This is a genomic window from Flavobacterium pectinovorum (assembly GCF_900142715.1).
Classification (GTDB): domain Bacteria; phylum Bacteroidota; class Bacteroidia; order Flavobacteriales; family Flavobacteriaceae; genus Flavobacterium; species Flavobacterium pectinovorum.
Genome location: NZ_FRBX01000001.1, coordinates 1,266,702 through 1,283,220 on the forward strand (window position 1 = coordinate 1,266,702; position 16,519 = coordinate 1,283,220).

At 32.3% G+C, this 16,519-nt stretch carries 19 protein-coding genes; 11 read left to right on the top strand and 8 right to left on the bottom strand.

Annotated features, from left to right (window positions below):
• The first annotated feature begins 66 nt into the window (after positions 1–66).
• The 4 genes from BUE22_RS05435 to BUE22_RS05445 all read left to right on the top strand — a co-directional run bounded on the left by BUE22_RS05435 (position 67) and on the right by BUE22_RS05445 (position 2,777).
• Positions 67–852 (top strand): alpha/beta fold hydrolase, encoded by a 786-nt coding sequence (locus tag BUE22_RS05435; protein ID WP_073394061.1) that lies wholly within the window; start codon positions 67–69, stop codon positions 850–852.
• A gap of 295 nt (positions 853–1,147) precedes the next feature.
• Entirely contained in the window at positions 1,148–1,303 is a 156-nt protein-coding gene (locus tag BUE22_RS23795) for a hypothetical protein (protein ID WP_165768484.1), read from the top strand.
• Positions 1,304–1,425: 122 nt separating this feature from the next.
• A complete protein-coding gene (locus BUE22_RS05440) occupies positions 1,426–1,932 on the top strand; it encodes a PRC-barrel domain-containing protein (protein ID WP_073394062.1) in 507 nt (168 codons plus the stop codon).
• Positions 1,933–2,066: 134 nt separating this feature from the next.
• Positions 2,067–2,777 carry a DUF1826 domain-containing protein gene (locus BUE22_RS05445; protein ID WP_073394063.1) on the top strand — a complete coding sequence of 237 codons (711 nt, stop codon included), beginning with the start codon at positions 2,067–2,069 and terminating at the stop codon, positions 2,775–2,777.
• Positions 2,778–3,176: 399 nt separating this feature from the next.
• On the opposite strand, the gene BUE22_RS05450 is transcribed toward BUE22_RS05445, so the two are convergent.
• The 4 genes from BUE22_RS05450 to BUE22_RS23690 form a co-directional block, all read right to left on the bottom strand.
• Positions 3,177–3,602 carry a protein-export chaperone SecB gene (locus tag BUE22_RS05450; protein ID WP_073394064.1) on the bottom strand — a complete coding sequence of 142 codons (426 nt, stop codon included), beginning with the start codon at positions 3,600–3,602 and terminating at the stop codon, positions 3,177–3,179.
• A 1-nt stretch (position 3,603) separates the two neighbouring features.
• The gene (locus tag BUE22_RS05455; RefSeq protein ID WP_073394065.1) at positions 3,604–4,080 is read right to left on the bottom strand and encodes a hypothetical protein; all 477 of its coding nucleotides are present in this window, start codon (positions 4,078–4,080) and stop codon (positions 3,604–3,606) included.
• Positions 4,077–4,505, bottom strand: a complete 429-nt coding sequence (locus tag BUE22_RS05460) for a HEPN domain-containing protein (RefSeq protein WP_073394066.1) — start codon at positions 4,503–4,505, stop codon at positions 4,077–4,079. Before BUE22_RS05460 ends, BUE22_RS05455 begins: the two co-directional genes overlap by 4 nt.
• A gap of 462 nt (positions 4,506–4,967) precedes the next feature.
• Positions 4,968–5,111, bottom strand: coding sequence for a hypothetical protein (locus tag BUE22_RS23690; protein ID WP_159438463.1), 144 nt, complete (start codon positions 5,109–5,111; stop codon positions 4,968–4,970).
• A gap of 96 nt (positions 5,112–5,207) precedes the next feature.
• Between BUE22_RS23690 and BUE22_RS05465 the strand changes: the two genes are divergently transcribed.
• Together BUE22_RS05465 and BUE22_RS05470 are read left to right on the top strand one after the other, a co-directional pair.
• The gene (locus tag BUE22_RS05465; protein WP_073394067.1) at positions 5,208–5,408 is read left to right on the top strand and encodes a hypothetical protein; all 201 of its coding nucleotides are present in this window, start codon (positions 5,208–5,210) and stop codon (positions 5,406–5,408) included.
• Positions 5,409–5,574: 166 nt separating this feature from the next.
• Positions 5,575–5,763, top strand: a complete 189-nt coding sequence (locus BUE22_RS05470) for a hypothetical protein (RefSeq protein ID WP_124020514.1) — start codon at positions 5,575–5,577, stop codon at positions 5,761–5,763.
• Positions 5,764–6,047: 284 nt separating this feature from the next.
• On the opposite strand, the gene BUE22_RS05475 is transcribed toward BUE22_RS05470, so the two are convergent.
• On the bottom strand, positions 6,048–6,452 hold the full coding sequence (locus BUE22_RS05475) for a helix-turn-helix domain-containing protein (RefSeq protein WP_073394069.1): 405 nt from the start codon (positions 6,450–6,452) through the stop codon (positions 6,048–6,050).
• Between the two features lie 182 nt (positions 6,453–6,634).
• On the opposite strand from BUE22_RS05475, the gene BUE22_RS05485 reads away from it, so the two are divergent.
• Entirely contained in the window at positions 6,635–7,192 is a 558-nt protein-coding gene (locus tag BUE22_RS05485) for a hypothetical protein (RefSeq protein ID WP_073394071.1), read from the top strand.
• Between the two features lie 69 nt (positions 7,193–7,261).
• On the opposite strand, the gene BUE22_RS05490 is transcribed toward BUE22_RS05485, so the two are convergent.
• Positions 7,262–7,690, bottom strand: coding sequence for a winged helix-turn-helix transcriptional regulator (locus tag BUE22_RS05490; protein ID WP_042567132.1), 429 nt, complete (start codon positions 7,688–7,690; stop codon positions 7,262–7,264).
• A 100-nt stretch (positions 7,691–7,790) separates the two neighbouring features.
• On the opposite strand from BUE22_RS05490, the gene BUE22_RS05495 reads away from it, so the two are divergent.
• Positions 7,791–8,591, top strand: coding sequence for an SDR family oxidoreductase (locus tag BUE22_RS05495; RefSeq protein ID WP_073394072.1), 801 nt, complete (start codon positions 7,791–7,793; stop codon positions 8,589–8,591).
• 136 nt (positions 8,592–8,727) lie between these two features.
• Here the strand turns inward: BUE22_RS05495 and BUE22_RS05500 are convergent, their stop codons facing one another.
• Positions 8,728–9,234 carry a hypothetical protein gene (locus tag BUE22_RS05500; RefSeq protein WP_073394073.1) on the bottom strand — a complete coding sequence of 169 codons (507 nt, stop codon included), beginning with the start codon at positions 9,232–9,234 and terminating at the stop codon, positions 8,728–8,730.
• Positions 9,235–9,925: 691 nt separating this feature from the next.
• Between BUE22_RS05500 and BUE22_RS05505 the strand changes: the two genes are divergently transcribed.
• The 3 genes from BUE22_RS05505 (at position 9,926) to BUE22_RS05515 (ending at position 15,871) form a co-directional block, all read left to right on the top strand.
• On the top strand, positions 9,926–12,934 hold the full coding sequence (locus tag BUE22_RS05505) for a SusC/RagA family TonB-linked outer membrane protein (protein WP_073394074.1): 3,009 nt from the start codon (positions 9,926–9,928) through the stop codon (positions 12,932–12,934).
• Positions 12,935–12,946: 12 nt separating this feature from the next.
• Positions 12,947–14,440 carry a RagB/SusD family nutrient uptake outer membrane protein gene (locus BUE22_RS05510; protein ID WP_042567127.1) on the top strand — a complete coding sequence of 498 codons (1,494 nt, stop codon included), beginning with the start codon at positions 12,947–12,949 and terminating at the stop codon, positions 14,438–14,440.
• A gap of 132 nt (positions 14,441–14,572) precedes the next feature.
• Entirely contained in the window at positions 14,573–15,871 is a 1,299-nt protein-coding gene (locus BUE22_RS05515; RefSeq protein WP_073394075.1) for a family 8 glycosyl hydrolase, read from the top strand.
• A 126-nt stretch (positions 15,872–15,997) separates the two neighbouring features.
• Here BUE22_RS05515 and BUE22_RS05520 read toward each other — a convergent pair whose 3' ends face one another.
• Positions 15,998–16,333, bottom strand: coding sequence for a hypothetical protein (locus tag BUE22_RS05520; protein ID WP_073394076.1), 336 nt, complete (start codon positions 16,331–16,333; stop codon positions 15,998–16,000).
• Positions 16,334–16,519: the final 186 nt, after the last annotated feature.

The following is a 16,519-nucleotide window of genomic DNA, read 5'->3' on the forward strand; positions in this document are numbered from 1 at the left end:
TAGAACCGAAGTCTGTTTTAAAAGAATCACGGCTGTCGGTTTTTTTTAAGACTTAAAAAACAATGTATGCATCAGATTACGACAAAAACGGTTATGTTTATTTCGGGGGCTTTTGTGAGTCATTATTATTGGGAGCAGTGGCTTTGGTATTTTAAAAACAAAGGATACAAAGTTGTAGCTCCGCCATGGATTCATAAAAACGATGCTCCGGAAAATTTGAGAGACGCAAATTCCTCTAATAAAATTGGCTCAATATGTTTGTCTGAACTTTTATGCTATTATACCGAAATTATAGAACAGCTTCAGGAAAAACCAATTTTAATTGGTCACTCTTACGGCGGTCTCTTAGTTCAGCTGCTTGTTCAGCAGGATTTTGCAGCGGCTGGCGTTTGTATCAGCTCTTTTCCGCCAGCAGGCTTATCTTTTAAAAAACTCGTATTCTATAAAAATATACTCCAATTTTCACACATTTTTTTTTCAGATAAAAGTATTGTTTTGCTAACGTTTAAAAAGTGGCAGAATATTTTATATAATTCTGCATCAGAAGAAGAACAGATAATCGAATTTGAAGATTTTATAATCCCTGAATCACAAACCGCATTGCGCGATCTGCTGTTAAAAAACACAAGAGTAAACTTCAAAAAACGACATGTTCCTCTTTTTTTTGTAGCAGGATCGGAGGACAAATTTGTTACTTCTAAAGCGTTGTATTGGAATTACAAAAAATACAAAAACTTTCATTCTATCACCTGTTACAAAAAACTAGAGGGCAAAGATCATTTTTTGATATTGGAGCCTCAATGGGAAGAAACCGCAGAAAGTATTGTAAAGTGGCTTGATAAAATCAGTTAAATTTTATTGATCTCGAGTTTTTTAATTTAGCGTTGAGGGATTAATATCTAAAATTTCAGCTGCACCTCCGGGACCCGATACTTTTTCATTGCATTTTTTTAGAATATACAAAATATAATCCCTTTCATTTTTCTACAATAGTTTTTATGACAAGTGTTTTATTCTTACAATAAAAACAATATCAATCTATGGGAATTTTGTAAGATCCTGCTGTAATTAAATACTTTGTACGCTCTTCTCATTTGTATCTTTAATTGTGTTTAAAAACTATTTTATAATCAAAAGAAAATGAGTTATGGCAGAAATTAAAATTGAGAAAAAAAGGCCAGTATGGCCATGGATTGTTGCTTTACTACTAATAGCAGCACTTATATACTATGTTTTTGTAAATGATCATGAAACTCATAGTGAAAACAGTGTAGAAATCGAAAACAGTACAAGTGCACAATAGAACAGATAACCGGAAAACAGTGGGACAATTTTGTTTTTTCGCTATTGTGAAAATTAAAAGAAATAGTTTTCTGGAGTTAACAGACAAATAAAAACAGTATATAATACTATTTAAAAAAAATTATGGAAAATAAAGACAAAAACTTATACAGACTAGACGAACTATCTGATTATAAAGTTGCTTCCAATTATTCTGATGTAAGAGGGTGGAAGATAGTAGACGCAGAAAACCATACAATTGGTAAAATTGATAATCTATGGGTGAATAAAGACATGCAGCGCGTGGTTTATCTGGATGTAAAATTAGATAAAAAATTAATAGATGACCACCGTAATGAAGTGCGTGATGTTATTGCAAATGACAACGGAAAGGAGTTTATCTATAAAGAAGGAGACAGCCATATTATTATACCAATTGGATCTGTAAACATAAATACAGATACTAAAATTGTTATGGCAAATAGTATTGGATATGATACTTTTAGAAACACGAGCAGGTATAATACGCAGCATAATTTTGACAGGGAATATGAAAGAAGAGTAATGAAATCCTATTATCCTGAAAATGATCCTAATTATGATAGTAATGATGACGCTTTTTACAACCGCAGGGAATTTGAAAATCGCTAATAAGGCATCTTAGATAAGATTAGAAAGATCAAACGTTTATAATGTTTGATCTTTTTTTTGTGAAAAATACCGCAACTGCTTACTATTGCATAATTTTGTAATGCAGGAAGCAACTAGCTTCTTACTATTATACTATGAGCAATACATTTTCTGACAACAGCCAAATTGGAACAGTATCTACTTTCTCTGATCTTGTACATACCGATTTCAAGGGAGAAATGAATGCGCTGTGCTGGTACAGAAATTTGGGTGGTGATTTTAAAGAGATTATTGCCCAGTTATCTTTAAAAGAAAATATAGCAGAAAATATAACCGAAGTTTATCCTGAAGATCTAATCGCACTCCAACTATCAGAAAAGGGTAATATAGCAAGAGAAATAATCTTAAATGATTTACAATTATTAACTGATTTTGGCGCTTCACCCGCTCTTAACTTACTGAAGTGTTACGAACGTGATGATGAATTTGATTTCATATCGACAGATGTATATTCGTTTCACGTTGATCGTTCGCCCATTGCAACAGATACTTTTTTATGCACCTATCACGGAGCGGCAAGTGATATTGTTTCGAATTCGCAGGCTGAACAAAAAATCCTGATTCCGGAAATTCGAACAAAGCTAAAAGAACTACACGACGGACCAACGGAAGAATTCGAAGACTTTTTGATGGAAAATTATTTTGATTTGCATTATCAGGTACATGCCAATGTAGAACCTATTAATTTAGGTTTAGGACATCTTTGGAGACTGGCTGTAGATCATCCAAAACAACAAGTGTTGCCTTGTATTCATAGAGCACCAATAGAAAAGGATGGGGAATATCGGTTGTTGTTGATTTGTTGAGGGGATTGTTGGACAGTTGCATTGCTGTGCGAAGTCTCTCGACTTCGTGCCCGTTCCAACATTCTATAATGTGATACTATTATTTTTATATATTTCTCTTTGTTGATTCTCTATGCGGGTGCAAAGTCAGGAGACTTCGCACAGCTTTTCATAAGAACTCTTCGGGGAGCGGGGAAATTGAAAACAATTGGAGATTTGGAAGATAAACGTGATTTCTTAGATTTTTACAATAACAAGGTATCTACAGTAGAAGCTACCAAATCTTACAGTTTATCATCGTTTTATAATAGTACGAGTAGAAGTTATTAAAGATAAAAATCCCGCTCAATAAGCGGGATTTTTTGTTCATTGACGTTCTTACTTTAGTTTCAAAATGATTTACATGCAACTAAAATAACGCTACTTTGATAAGGCTTTTTTAGCTTTGTTGTCTAAACTAAGTTTAATGAAATTGACAGGTGGCAACAATACTGGTTTCATACCCGCTTTTAAAGATGTTCCTGCAATATGCTCTCTAATAAAAGGATACATAATGGCAGGGCCATTTGCCTCAACAAATTTTTCAACAGGTAAAATATCCTCATTCCCAATTTCAAAGACTCCAAGGTATTTTGTTGTAAATCTAAATAATTTTTTCCTTTTATATTTTCCGATTAAATCAACTTGTAAAGTTATTATAACATCGTTTGCTATTAAAGTATGTTGAATATCGATATCTATTTCATTCTCTATCTCAATAGAAAAATCAATTTCTGCTTCTCTTCTAAAATTACTTTCAATTAAAGATAAACTTTTAAGTTTATAAGTTTTATTATTGTCACTCATATTAAGCTGCTAAGAGATAATCATTGTCAATTGAATCACAATCATAATCTAATTTTACTGTTTCCAATGTTGTATCAGCTATAGTATAAACTTCTGGGTTTTGAATTTTTTCAAAACTAGTATTTGGCCAATCAACAATATAATCTTTGAATAAAGCAGAAATAATATCTTCTAAATCGAATTTTTTATTTGTTTCCTTACTTCTAAATTTTGATTTAATTAGTATAGGACATTCTAAAACTATTCCATCATCTTCACTAATAAAAGTTAGAATGTCAAAAGGAAAAAGATTTATAAATTCTAATCTTATTTCTTTCTCTAATGCTATATATTTTTTGTTACTCTCAAATTCATTTATCGGTGATACTTCGACAAAATGAGAATCGCAAGATTGATCATATTCGTATCTAATTGTTAATTGAGGAATAGCATTGGCTAACTCATTAATCTTTGTTAGTACGTAAGTATTTGATTTCATAAGGCAAAATGTTTAATTAATTCATCATTAATTCTCTTTGATAAATCTAATGAGTTTGTTGCTGTTTTCATGTCAATTGCATTTTCTTTGTAATCAGCGGTATGTCTCTGATGTTTCAAGATCCCTATTTTAGAATCAAATAAGCGACCAAAAACCTCATTTGTAGTTGTTATATTTTCTTTTATAAATGATATCGTTAAATTATGAGAATCCTCTTTAGGATTCTTCTTATTATTTAATGACTCAGCATATTTTTTTTCCTGAAAAGAATTCCACTCACTGTTTAATTTATATTTTAGTATGTATAATATTAGTTGATAGGTACTATAATACACACAATGTATACTCGATGAATATTTTCCATTTTCAAATAAAAGTTCCGCCGATTCAAAATTATTTAAAGACTTCTTAATGTATTCACTCATAAATAATATATAGAAGAATGCAATAGTAATACATATTCTTGTAACTTATACTATAAAGTTAAGTTTTTATTTTTTATTATCAATATTAAATCAGAGATTATAATTATCTCTAAATCAATAGAATGAAAAATGGGTAATAGTTAGAAATTTATGTCACATATTTATATATGTCACATAAATTACCAAATTATTATTCTATTCGATTGACACAAAATTAGAAAATGTAATGCTTTCGCACTCATAAAATTTTAATAAAAGATTACATAATAACAACGCATCAACCTTACTAACAAAGATCAAAAGTTAATAACCATTATAATTACAATACAAATCTATGATCATTTTTTGATTTACCACTAGGTATAATTACCCGTTTATTCTAAATCTGATTTTTTGATTTGTCAATTTTACACCAATACTATGAAGTAAGAAATATTACTGATCTTTGATACAAAACCGTCCCTATTCAGACGGTTTTTCTTTTTCTACAGATTCCTCCACAGTAACAACTTCATCTTTGTTGTCATTTAGATTCTCTATAACTGTTTGTTGTTCTTCTTTGATTGGTGTGAAGCTTTCCAGAATGTGTTTTGAAAGTGTTTTCATGATATCATTTTTAGTATTGTATTGATATATGTATAATTAAACAATAATTGGCTGTTACAATTCACTATATTTGATAAACTAAAACGCTAAAAAAACATGAAAGGATTTATCAAAATAACAGACGTAAATCAATATGATTATTATTTAAACATCAACCACATACTTAGATTTGCGCCATTAAATGAAGATTATGATGGAAATACAATAATCTATTTAGCTGGAGGCGAAAAAGTGGTTTCAATACAAACTTTCGCTAAAGTTGAAGAAATAGTAGACATTATTGCGTTAGCTAATTAACAATACTCTCACAAAGTCTTAGATTAATTAGAAAGTTGAAATATTGTCAATTTTCATATCTTAAGTAAAGCTGTTTTATATGGAAGTTAAGATTGAATTATTAGAAAAGTTGCTCAAAATTCTTGCTCAAGTCCCTAACAAGTCATACAATTTAGAAGAATTAACAATGGATGTAACTCCGAATGACCTCTTAAATCACGATATTTCGTCTGAAAGAGAATATCAAGCTCAAGTTTTAAATGCACTTCTTAGTTTAGAAAATGATGGTATGATAGAATTAAATTCAGATACTGATGAAAGCTCTATTACGTTGAAAGGACTTCGAAGAGTAGGAATTGATAATTTTGTAAGTTAAAACTTTAAATTTGATTTATTTTTCATATCTTTGATATTGTGTTATTTGCATTAAGAAATAAGACAAGAATCATCCTAACATTATAAGCCTGTGCAAACTAATACAGAATAATCTTTAAAATTAAACAGTATATCGGGCTACGATTTTAGTTGATTTTAAAGAGAATACTAAAAGAGCAAATATTTCTATTTGCTCTTTTGTTTTGGTATGCATATTCTTTAATTAACGAAATATATCTTTTGTTAGAATTTTTAAATGGTACACAGGGTATATTATTATCATAATTATTTATCAAATAATCTCTCAAGCCTCAGCATCATTTCATCTTTCTCCTTCAACATACGCTCATACAAAGAAATTTTTTCTTCGTGAAGTTTTAGTACCTGCTCAACAGGATTGAAAATAGGATTGTCATTTTTTTGATACCCAATGCTATTATCGCCAAACGTATTAGAAATAATATTCACCGCCTGTTCCTCATCAAAATTCTGAAAAGCTTCAACAGGAATTTTTAAGGCATTTGAGATTTGATCCAAAATATCATTTTCAATTACATCTTTTTGCTCCAGCATAGAAATTTTCTTTTGGTTCCAGTCATTTCCCAGATCAAAAGCCAATGCTTCTTGTTTGATGCCAAGCATTTCTCTGAAGCGTTTTACGTTTCTTCCCTGATGTATTTTCTGTTCCATAATGAATATCAATTTTTCTAGAGGCTCAAAGATAAAGCCATTTGGATTAAAAATCCTGAATTTCAAAGATAAAAAAATATCTCAGAAAACATCACTTTTGTCAGATATTATATCCGCCTTTTCGAATAGATTATCCTTTGCAAAGAATGGACTTTCGCCGGAAAATTTTATACTTCCGTACTATGAAAAAGAATAAAGTATCCTTAGAAACTAACTTTTGGGCAGGGTTTGTGGCAGGAAATCCCTTTAAGGCAATTGATGCCTTTTTTGCCTTTGCGCGTCTTGATTATTATAAACAAAATTTAACCGAAATGGTAATTTACAGCTATAAAACAAAAGTTTACAAAGAGGACAATCCCTCTGATGTTTTTGTGTTTTATACGGCTATCTTTTCTTTTCTCAAAGTTTGTTACTGCCTGCAAGAGAAAAGCAAAAAATGGAAAGTAAAAAAGTCTTTGTGCTCTGAAACAGTTTTTTCTCTTACTTATTTAACAAAGGAAGAATACGATAATCCTTTTATTGTATTTCAAAAAGCATTTGAAGAAAAAACGCTTAAAGAATTTGAATTCTTTTTATGTCTAATCGTAGAGCTTTCATTGTCTCCCTATGCCGAAGATCCTGAAACTGACCTAACGACGCCTTATATTCATTTAATCAAAATGCTTGATGCCGTGGAACTAATGAGAGAAAGGGGAGTTGAGAAAATCAAGAAAAAGTATCAGATTCCTGTAACGGAATAAAATATTCTTATCCCAATTTTGAAATACACGGTTCTATAAGCAGATTAGGGGTAAACTCCCTTTTGGCTATTAGGTTTTTTTCTCAGTCATTTTGGTTTTCAATTCTTTTGTTACCTGTTTTACAAATTTGTCTTTGTCTTTTTTGGCTTCTTTGATTGTCGCTTTTAACTCGGCTGGCATTTCGTAATATTTGTCAGACCAAATGTAAATTTCCATAATTATGGGCAATAAATCAATTCCTTTTGGTGTGAGTTTGTACAAATTTTTTGCTTTACTGTCGGGGTGTGCTGATTTTTCAATTACGCCATTTTCTTCAAGTCCTTTGAGTCTTGATGCTAAAATATTGGTTGCAATGCCTTCTTCCGATTTTAAAAAATCGTTATAGGTACATTTATTTCCGAACATTAAATCCCTGATAATGAGTAATGACCACTTGTCGCCAAATACGTCAAGTGAGCAGCTCAATGGGCAGTCTGATCTTTTTTTTTCTGTTTTCATAAAATATTTTAAAAAACAACTTGCATTTTGAAAGTTGTTTATATATTTGCACTTGCAATTTGCAAGCAAATTTACAAATTAAATTTTAAATCAAGTAATCATGAATAAAACGATTTTAGTAACAGGGGCTTCATCAGGGTTTGGCCTGTTAATAGCAAACAAGCTTCACAAAAGCGGATATAATGTAATTGGTACCAGCCGCAACCCCGAAAAGTACGCATCAGAGTTGCCTTTTAAAATGATAGCATTAGACCTTGATTCAGAACAATCCATAAATACTTTTTCAGAAAGAATTTTCAAGGAAATAGGACAGTTAGATATTCTTATCAATAATGCAGGCTTTTTAGTTTCTGGTATTGCAGAAGAAACTCCTATTGAGCTGGGAAGACAGCAATTGGAAACTAACTTTTGGGGAACCATCAAGGTAACGAATGCCGTATTGCCTTATTTTAGAAAACAAAAATTCGGCAAAATAATAACGGTGGGTTCAATTGTAGGGCTTGTTTCGTTTCCCAATGCGGCATATTATGCAGCTTCCAAACACGCATTGGAAGGATATTTCAAAGCATTACGTTATGAATTGAATGAGTTTAACATTAGTGTTGCTATGATTGAACCTGCTGCTTTTAAAACAAGTATTTTAGATAACTCATCGTCAACTTTAAATAAAATTGAAGATTACAATATACTGAGAGGTAAGATTGAAAAATTCACAAACACTTTGGTAGAACAAGCCGAAGATCCTGCAATGGTTGCAGAAAAAGTGCTTAAAGTTGTACAGACGGCTAAACCTAAATTTAGAAATATTGTGGGTAAAGGCACTTCTGTTCTGATAAACCTTCAACATTTTGCTTATGGAATTTTGGAAAAAAATGTTCTTAAACAATTACATAAATCCTAAAATAAAATTCATATTTGTAAATGATAGATTACGGCAAAAAAACGGGGCAAAAGAAGATTTTTATCTTTTGTCCCAGTGACCTCGACTGGATTGCAATTTATTACTAATGGTAAGCATTATGTAATATATAATCGTATTAATCACGAAATCCCTTAATAATTCTATCTAATTTTTCTTTGCTTTCGTAATCTCCATTGATACTATCTATTTCTCTTTGCGATTTGAACCATTCGAGGTTGTTAGTTTTAGTGGTATGGTTCCATATCATTTCATAATCATTCATGTATTTATATCTAATATAAATCACTCCGTTTTTTACAATATATTCTTGATGTTCTCTTTCCAAAACCCACTTTATGTTTTTATAAAAATTTGGCGGAATTTCGTTTGGTTTTGCGATTTTAAATAATTGATTATGAAATGTTTCTGAAAAAAATATTGGTCTATGTAAAACCTCATTTACAAGTACAGGGCGAAGTTCTACATACCTGTTTTGCCAATGATAATAAACTGAGAATAAAATAATTAGAATTGCTAAACCTATGTATGTTTTTCCTTGTTTATTCCAAAAAGGATCTCCAAATAATCTTTTGTAATCTGAAGGATCTAAATTAGTTTTTGTTTTAAAAAAATCTTCATTCATAATTTTGCATTGCTAGGTAATTATTTAGTTATCTCTCAAATTTGAGATATGTAAATAATTATCAAAGCCAGAATAAGGTTTAAAAACATCGCTAAAAGTTTAAATAAATATTTATGTTTAAATTTTGGTCCGGCGCAGATTATTAACTAATCGAATTAGACTTTTTTTGATATTAATTACAATATTCTTTTTTAAGAAACCGATTGTTTTTTTAACTGCATTTTGCTTTTTTGACTTATTTCCATATAGGATAAATTGCAAATGTTATCTTTTTAACTTGTTTTAGTAGTTTTTAACTTATGTTTTAGATGTTTTTAATAAAATTTACTCTTTTTTTTAATATTTGTATTTTTTGTATTAAATAGGTCAGTTGGCTATTAAATTATTATTTTTTATTTTAAATTTATTTCAAGATTAAATTATTTGTATTTTTTTAGGTTAATAAATATTTTTAATGTTTTTATTTTGACTATTTTTTGTTTATTGTTTAAGTAAAATACAAAGCAACCGATTGTTTTATTAATTGTTTTTTTATATTTGTTACTAATATAATTACCTCATACTGATTCACATTGAGTCAATCTTTTTTTAAATCAAAATAATAACTGAATAAATAATACCACTATGAACTAATCAATTAGAATACAAAAACCATTAACTATTTAAACCAAATAAAAAAAAAACTATTAATATGAATTTAAAACTCAAAATTGCACTAATCGGACTGCTGATCGTGGGCAGTCATAGTATAATGGCACAATCAAAGACCATTAATGGAGTGATTACTGACCCTTCGGGATTTCCTTTACCGGGTGCCAGTATTAATGTAGAAGGAACGCAGAATAGCGCATCAACAGATTTTGATGGTAAATACTCTCTAAAAGGAGTTAATCCAACCGATAAAATAACTTATTCCTATGTTGGCTTAATCTCACAGACAATCACAGTGGGTGAAAGAAGTTCAATTAATGTTACTCTTGTTCAATCGACACAAAATTTAAATGAAGTAGTTATAGCTTATGGTACTCAAAAAAGAACCAAGATTACAGGAGCAATTTCGACTGTAAGTTCAAAAGATATTGCTGCGGTACCGATTACTAACGCTGAATCTGCACTACAAGGACGCGCTGCAGGGGTTACAGTTGTAAATGGTGCACCTGGTTCCAATCCCACCGTTAGTATTCGTGGTCTTGCTACTATGGGAAACAGTGCTCCCTTATATGTAATTGACGGGGTTTTAACGGGTAATCTTTCTGGATTAAGCCCGAATGACATTGAGAGTATATCTGTTTTAAAGGATGCTTCTACGACTGCTTTATATGGTTCTAAAGCCTTTAACGGTGTTATAGTGGTTACTACTAAAAAAGGAAAAAAAGGTCCGGGACAGCTAACCTTTAGCACTTACGTTGGCGGACAGGAAGTGACAAAGAGATATAATGTTTTAAATACCCAGCAGTATCTTCAATACGCTAAAGATTTAGGGAGTGATTTAACAGCAAGAGCGGCCGAATTTGGAAATATAAATACAAACTGGCAGGACCAGATTTTTCAAACGGGAATCATGCAGGATTACAATTTGAGTTTTTCAAATGGTACTGAGAATTCTACAAGCCGTTATTCTGCTGAATATTTAAAACAGGAAGGAGCTGTTATTAATACAGGTTTCGAACGTTATTCTTTTAGAGCAAATAATACACAGGATATTGGTAAATTAAGAATAGGAAGTAACATTGGCGTTTCTTTTAGTACTATTAACCCTGAGCGTTCTGCAGGGGGAAGAACGTTATTAGAGCATGCAATTAAAATGGCGCCTTATTTTCCAATTTACAATGAAAATAGTTTAGGCGGTTATCAAGGACCTAGCGCTATAGATGGTAATGACGCAGAAAATCCTGTTCGTGTGGCTAATTTAGGATATCAGAAAATAAATAACTTATCCATTATTGGAAATATTTTTGCTGAATTAGAAATTTACAAAGGATTGAAATTCAGATCACAAGTTTCTTTAGATTATTATACAGGTAAGGATCACACTTTCGTTCCGAGCTTTCAGGATGGTTCTTATCACAAACAGGCATTTTCTACAACAAACGAAACAAATTCTCAAGGCCAGACTATCGTTTTTGACAATAGTTTAACTTATAAAACAACTATCGCAAACAAACACAATCTTGAAGTGTTGGGAGTTATTACTAAAATTGATGGAAAATCACAAAGTGTAGCAGCCGGAAGCCGCTATTATATTTCAGATGAAATTGATCAGCTGCGCTACAATGAGGGAAGTTTAGGATCTGCCAATTACGAGGAAAAAAACATCGGTTATATTGCCCGTATCAATTATGACTATGATGAAAAATATATCCTGGCTGTTTCAGGACGTAGAGATGCATCTTCACGTTTTGGGGCCAATAATCGCTGGGGTAATTTCTATTCTGTTGCTGTAGGATGGAATATAGCTAAAGAAAGTTTTATGCAAAATTCTGTTTTTAGTACATTAAAACTTAGAGCCAGTACAGGAACGACAGGAAACGACAGGATAGACAATTATCAATATAGTGCTACTTTATTGGCAAATTATAATTATCCAATTGGAGGCGGGAATGCGCCGGGTGTTTCTTTGGGAGTTGCGGCTAATCCAAACTTAAAATGGGAGTCAAAACTAGACAGGAATATCGGTTTAGATTTTGGTTTTTTTGATGAAAAAATAACGGGTTCATTTGAATATTTCAATAATAAGAGTAGTGATATTCTTTTTGCAGTGCCTCTTGCAGCTTCTGTTGGATCTGCGGGCGGCGGAACTCAAATTCAAAATATTGCAGACGTAAAAGTAAGCGGTTATGAATTGTCAATTGGTTTTAATGACAGAAAAGGTGATTTTACATGGTCGGCTTTGGCTAATTTGGGAACAAGCAAAAATGAGGTAGCGAGTTTGGCGCCAGGAGTTACAAGTGTATTAGGAGGTCCTTCTGCCAGAGCAGGTTTAGAAAATTTCTCCAGATTAGAAGTCGGACAGCCATTATTTTATTTTTACGGATATCAAACCAATGGAATTTATCAAAATCAAGCAGAAGTTGATGCTGTTTTTGGACCTGGGCAGACTACTATTAAACCGGGTGATATTAAAATAATTGACAGAGACGGTAATAAAATCATAAATGCAGATGATAAAACAAACATAGGTAATCCTTATCCTGATTTTACTTACGGTTTGAACCTGAGCGCAGCCTATAAAAACTTTGATTTCAATTGTTTTATAACCGGGGTTGCAGGTAACGATATTTATAATGCAAACACTTTTGATCTAAAAGGAATGAACCGCTTGTTTAACTCCAGCACAGATGTTTTAGACAGGGCAAATGTTGTAAATGGCGTTGTTACAAATCCTTCGGCTACATTACCAAGAGCACAAGGAGCAGATATCAACTGGTCTTCAGCAAACCAGCGTTATATAGAAGATGGTTCTTATACCAGATTAAAAAACATCGCTATTGGATATACATTATCAGGAGATTCTTTTAAAAGCTATTTTTCAAAAGCAAGATTTTATGTAAGCGGACAAAACCTTATAACAATTACAGATTACTCAGGTTTAGATCCTGAAATTGCCCGTGCTGATGCAAATGCAAATTCAGCAGGTATTGATTTAGGAAGATACCCACAGCCGAAATCGGTGATTTTTGGAATTGATGTTACATTTTAATATTTAGAGACGATGAAAAAAATTAAATATATACTTATAGTGCTGTCCGGAGTTTTAAGCATAACTTCATGTGACACGAGCGAATTAGAATTAGCTAATCCTAATACTTTATCGCCTGAAACTTTCTTTAAAACCGAAACACAGGTGCAGTCTGCCGTAAATGCTTCCTATGCAAATCTTCAGACAAGAGGACTCTATGGCAGAAATCTTTTTTTCGCCATGGATCTTATGGGGCATGATGCTTTAGGAAACCCGCAGTTAGAGGGTAACAAGAAACCTTTTCAGGATTTTTCTTTTAACGGAGGAAATGATATCATTCAATATTACTGGGAATCTTGTTATACAGGAATCTCCAGAGCTAATTTTGTATTGGATAACGAGCCGAAAATCAATGCTCTTCCAGATAATGTTTTATCTCAGGAAAAAAAGAATAAATATTTAGCAGAAGCTCATTTTTTAAGAGCGTACTATTATTTTCTATTAGTAAGACGTTTTGGTGATTTACCAATTTATAAAACAGGCACTATAATCGGGAACGCCAGAAGCCCAAAAGCAGAGGTATATGCTTTGATTGAAGAAGATCTTGTATTTGCAACGCAAAATCTTTTGCCAAAAGCTTCAGAATCGGCAGGGAGAGCTAATAGAGAAGCGGCTTATGCGCATTTGGGCAAGGTGTTGTTATATCAAAAGAAATATAATGAAGCTTTAACAGCTTTTAATAATGTTACAGGTTACAGCCTTGAAGACAAAGGTAATTTTTACAACAACTTTATGGAAGAAACAGAACATGGTAAAGAATCTATTTTTGAAATTGAGTTTGACGAGAAAAACGGAACTGGTGATCAATGGGGGGCTGTTGGTGATAGCGGCGGAACGGGTTTTGAGGAGTCAACACTTAGAGGTCAGGAATACGGAAATCTTAGCTGGTACAATGTTTATCCGTCAGATGATATTTTAGATTCGTATGAAGCAGGGGATAACCGTTTTGGAGATACTTTTTATGTGCCAGGATCATCTTATTTAAAAGGAACCAAGGTAATGGTAGCAAGTAATTTTACTACCTCTGCAGGTATTAGAAGAGCGGGCTGGAAAAAATATCAAAACTATTACACAAGAGAAGATGAAGCAACGAGATCAAGCATCAACTTTAAAGTAATGCGCTATGCAGATGTATTGCTTATGAAAGCCGAATGCGAAAACCAAAGAGATGGCGGTTCGCAGACAGCAGCTATAGCATACATTAAAGAAGTCCGAGACAGAGCAAACCTGACAACTACTATTGCACCAACCAAAGACGCAGTTTTTGCTGCAATTGTTCACGAACGTCAGGTAGAGTTTGCCGGAGAACAGTCTCGTTTTGATGATCTTATAAGATGGGGTATCGCAAGTACTGTATTACAAGGAACAGGTTTTACTACTGGTAAAAGTGAATTATGGCCAATACCAAACAGGGAAACATCTTCTAATCCTAAAATAAAACCAACAGATAATAATCCTGGTTATTAAGATAATTTAAATTTTGGTTAGTTTAAGTTAAGTTGGATAAACAGCGCATTTCACTGCGCTGTTTATTTGTTTACAGAAATGCAATTGAAGAAAAACGAATTGCATTTTCAAATTATTTAATTAAGTCAAAAAATGAAAAATACAGATAAAAAAAATCAAAGCTTGAGTTTAATTAAAATTTCAGCTTTGGTAATGATTTTTATATTGACTGCTCCCGGTTTAATTATAGGACAGAATAATAAGAAAACGGATAAATCAGAATTCAAAAGACCCCAATACCGGAATCTTTTTAAAGAAGCAGGGTACAGCCAGATTGAAATAGATAAGAAATTAGCCAAAGCCTATTACGATGTTTTTGAAGGACCGGATAAAGTTTATTTTGAAGAAGGTGATTCATTAGGATACGTCTCGGATGTTAAAAATAAAGATGCCCGTACCGAAGGAATGTCATACGGAATGATGGTTGCCGTTCAGCTCAATAAAAAAGATGTTTTTGATCGTCTCTGGAGATGGTCTGTAAAATACATGCAGCATCAGGAAGGACCAAGAGAAGGGTATTTTGCGTGGAGTGTAAATCCTGAGACCAAAAAACAAAACTCTCCCGGTTCTGCTTCAGATGGGGAATTGTATTATATAACAAGCCTGCTTTTTGCTTCTAATAAATGGGGTAATGATACAGGAATAAACTACTACAAAGAGGCAAGAAGAATCCTAGATGCCATGTGGAAAAAAGACGGAACCGGCAACGTGCATAATATTATAAATACAGAACACAAACAGATTTCATTTGTGCCGGAAGGAGGTGGTTACAATTGGACAGACCCTTCTTATCATGTTCCTGCATTTTACGAAATATGGGCATTGTATGCCAAAGACGGTCATGAGAAGTTTTATAAAGAATGCGCCGATGTTTCGCGTAATTTTTTACATAAAGCCTGCCATCCTGTGACGGGGCTAAATTCAGATTATAGCGAGTTTAATGGTGAACCGCACCCAACACCCTGGATGCCTGCGGGATTTCGTTATGATTCCTGGCGTGTTCCTATGAACATCGCAATGGATTATACCTGGTACGGAAAAGATAAAGAATGGCAGGAAGACTATGCCAAACGATTTCAAAATTTCCTTAGATCAAAAGGATTAAATACATTTAAAGATCAGTTTAATCTGGATGGTTCTACTCCAGAGTTTATTCTTCAGGCTGGTCCGGTGAAAAAACTAAGACACTCGATTGGATTAGTAGGAACTGCAGCAACAGCATCATTAGTAAATAAAGATAAGGCAAGTATAGATTTTGTTCATGCTGTTTGGAATGCAAAACTTGAACCTTATGAAGATGGATACTTTGATCCTTATTATGATGGATTAATGTATCTCTTCAGTTTAATGCATCTTAGCGGAAACTACCAAATTATAGAACCAAAGGGTTAAGTGAAATTAATAACCATGTGCAGAATATACTTATAATCTACATTTTAAAACACAAAACCTTCTTTTTTGAAAATATTCATAAAAAGAAGGTTTTGTATTTTTTTGCACTTTCTATAATAAATACAATTACTCGTTATCTTTGTTTAAATCATTTTTCCTTTCATCATTAGTAATTGAATCATTTTTATTTATGATCTGTTCCTGATCTGTTTTTTCTGATTTGATTTTAAATTCGTCCTGATATTGATATGGATCTTCATCTCTGGCATAATTATCATTATCAACCAGCGTATTTTGGTCTATGTAATCAGGGTCACTCTCTCCAAATTCTGGTATATCTTCTTTTTGAATGACTTGGTGTAATTGATCTTCGTTTAGGATGTTATTACCATCAACCAAAGTATTTTGATCAATAAAATCGGGATCTGTCTGACCATATTCGGGGTTGTTTTGCTTTTCCATAACGTTATTTTTTATAATTACTTACTTTTAGTTTGCTGCCTTTAAAAATTTGCATTTTACAAATTTAACCATAGGCTACATTCAATTTCTTATAGAAAAATAAATTATAGTTGCATAATTATTAGCTTTGTACAGGTGAAAATTAATCTTTACCAACTCACTTTTGTTTTAACGCTATCTTCAGCA

Bases quoted from the DNA above. Each gene is read 5' to 3' on its own strand.
- BUE22_RS05445 (WP_073394063.1), top strand. From the start codon at position 2,067: ATGAGCAATACATTTTCTGACAACAGCCAAATTGGAACAGTATCTACT.
- BUE22_RS05435 (WP_073394061.1), top strand. From the start codon at position 67: ATGCATCAGATTACGACAAAAACGGTTATGTTTATTTCGGGGGCTTTT.
- BUE22_RS05510 (WP_042567127.1), top strand. From the start codon at position 12,947: ATGAAAAAAATTAAATATATACTTATAGTGCTGTCCGGAGTTTTAAGC.
- BUE22_RS23690 (WP_159438463.1), bottom strand. From the start codon at position 5,111: ATGAAAACACTTTCAAAACACATTCTGGAAAGCTTCACACCAATCAAA.
- BUE22_RS05515 (WP_073394075.1), top strand. From the start codon at position 14,573: ATGAAAAATACAGATAAAAAAAATCAAAGCTTGAGTTTAATTAAAATT.
- BUE22_RS23795 (WP_165768484.1), top strand. From the start codon at position 1,148: ATGGCAGAAATTAAAATTGAGAAAAAAAGGCCAGTATGGCCATGGATT.
- BUE22_RS05485 (WP_073394071.1), top strand. From the start codon at position 6,635: ATGAAAAAGAATAAAGTATCCTTAGAAACTAACTTTTGGGCAGGGTTT.
- BUE22_RS05505 (WP_073394074.1), top strand. From the start codon at position 9,926: ATGAATTTAAAACTCAAAATTGCACTAATCGGACTGCTGATCGTGGGC.
- BUE22_RS05450 (WP_073394064.1), bottom strand. From the start codon at position 3,602: ATGAGTGACAATAATAAAACTTATAAACTTAAAAGTTTATCTTTAATT.
- BUE22_RS05460 (WP_073394066.1), bottom strand. From the start codon at position 4,505: ATGAGTGAATACATTAAGAAGTCTTTAAATAATTTTGAATCGGCGGAA.
- BUE22_RS05465 (WP_073394067.1), top strand. From the start codon at position 5,208: ATGAAAGGATTTATCAAAATAACAGACGTAAATCAATATGATTATTAT.
- BUE22_RS05455 (WP_073394065.1), bottom strand. From the start codon at position 4,080: ATGAAATCAAATACTTACGTACTAACAAAGATTAATGAGTTAGCCAAT.
- BUE22_RS05470 (WP_124020514.1), top strand. From the start codon at position 5,575: ATGGATGTAACTCCGAATGACCTCTTAAATCACGATATTTCGTCTGAA.
- BUE22_RS05520 (WP_073394076.1), bottom strand. From the start codon at position 16,333: ATGGAAAAGCAAAACAACCCCGAATATGGTCAGACAGATCCCGATTTT.
- BUE22_RS05440 (WP_073394062.1), top strand. From the start codon at position 1,426: ATGGAAAATAAAGACAAAAACTTATACAGACTAGACGAACTATCTGAT.
- BUE22_RS05495 (WP_073394072.1), top strand. From the start codon at position 7,791: ATGAATAAAACGATTTTAGTAACAGGGGCTTCATCAGGGTTTGGCCTG.
- BUE22_RS05500 (WP_073394073.1), bottom strand. From the start codon at position 9,234: ATGAATGAAGATTTTTTTAAAACAAAAACTAATTTAGATCCTTCAGAT.
- BUE22_RS05475 (WP_073394069.1), bottom strand. From the start codon at position 6,452: ATGGAACAGAAAATACATCAGGGAAGAAACGTAAAACGCTTCAGAGAA.
- BUE22_RS05490 (WP_042567132.1), bottom strand. From the start codon at position 7,690: ATGAAAACAGAAAAAAAAAGATCAGACTGCCCATTGAGCTGCTCACTT.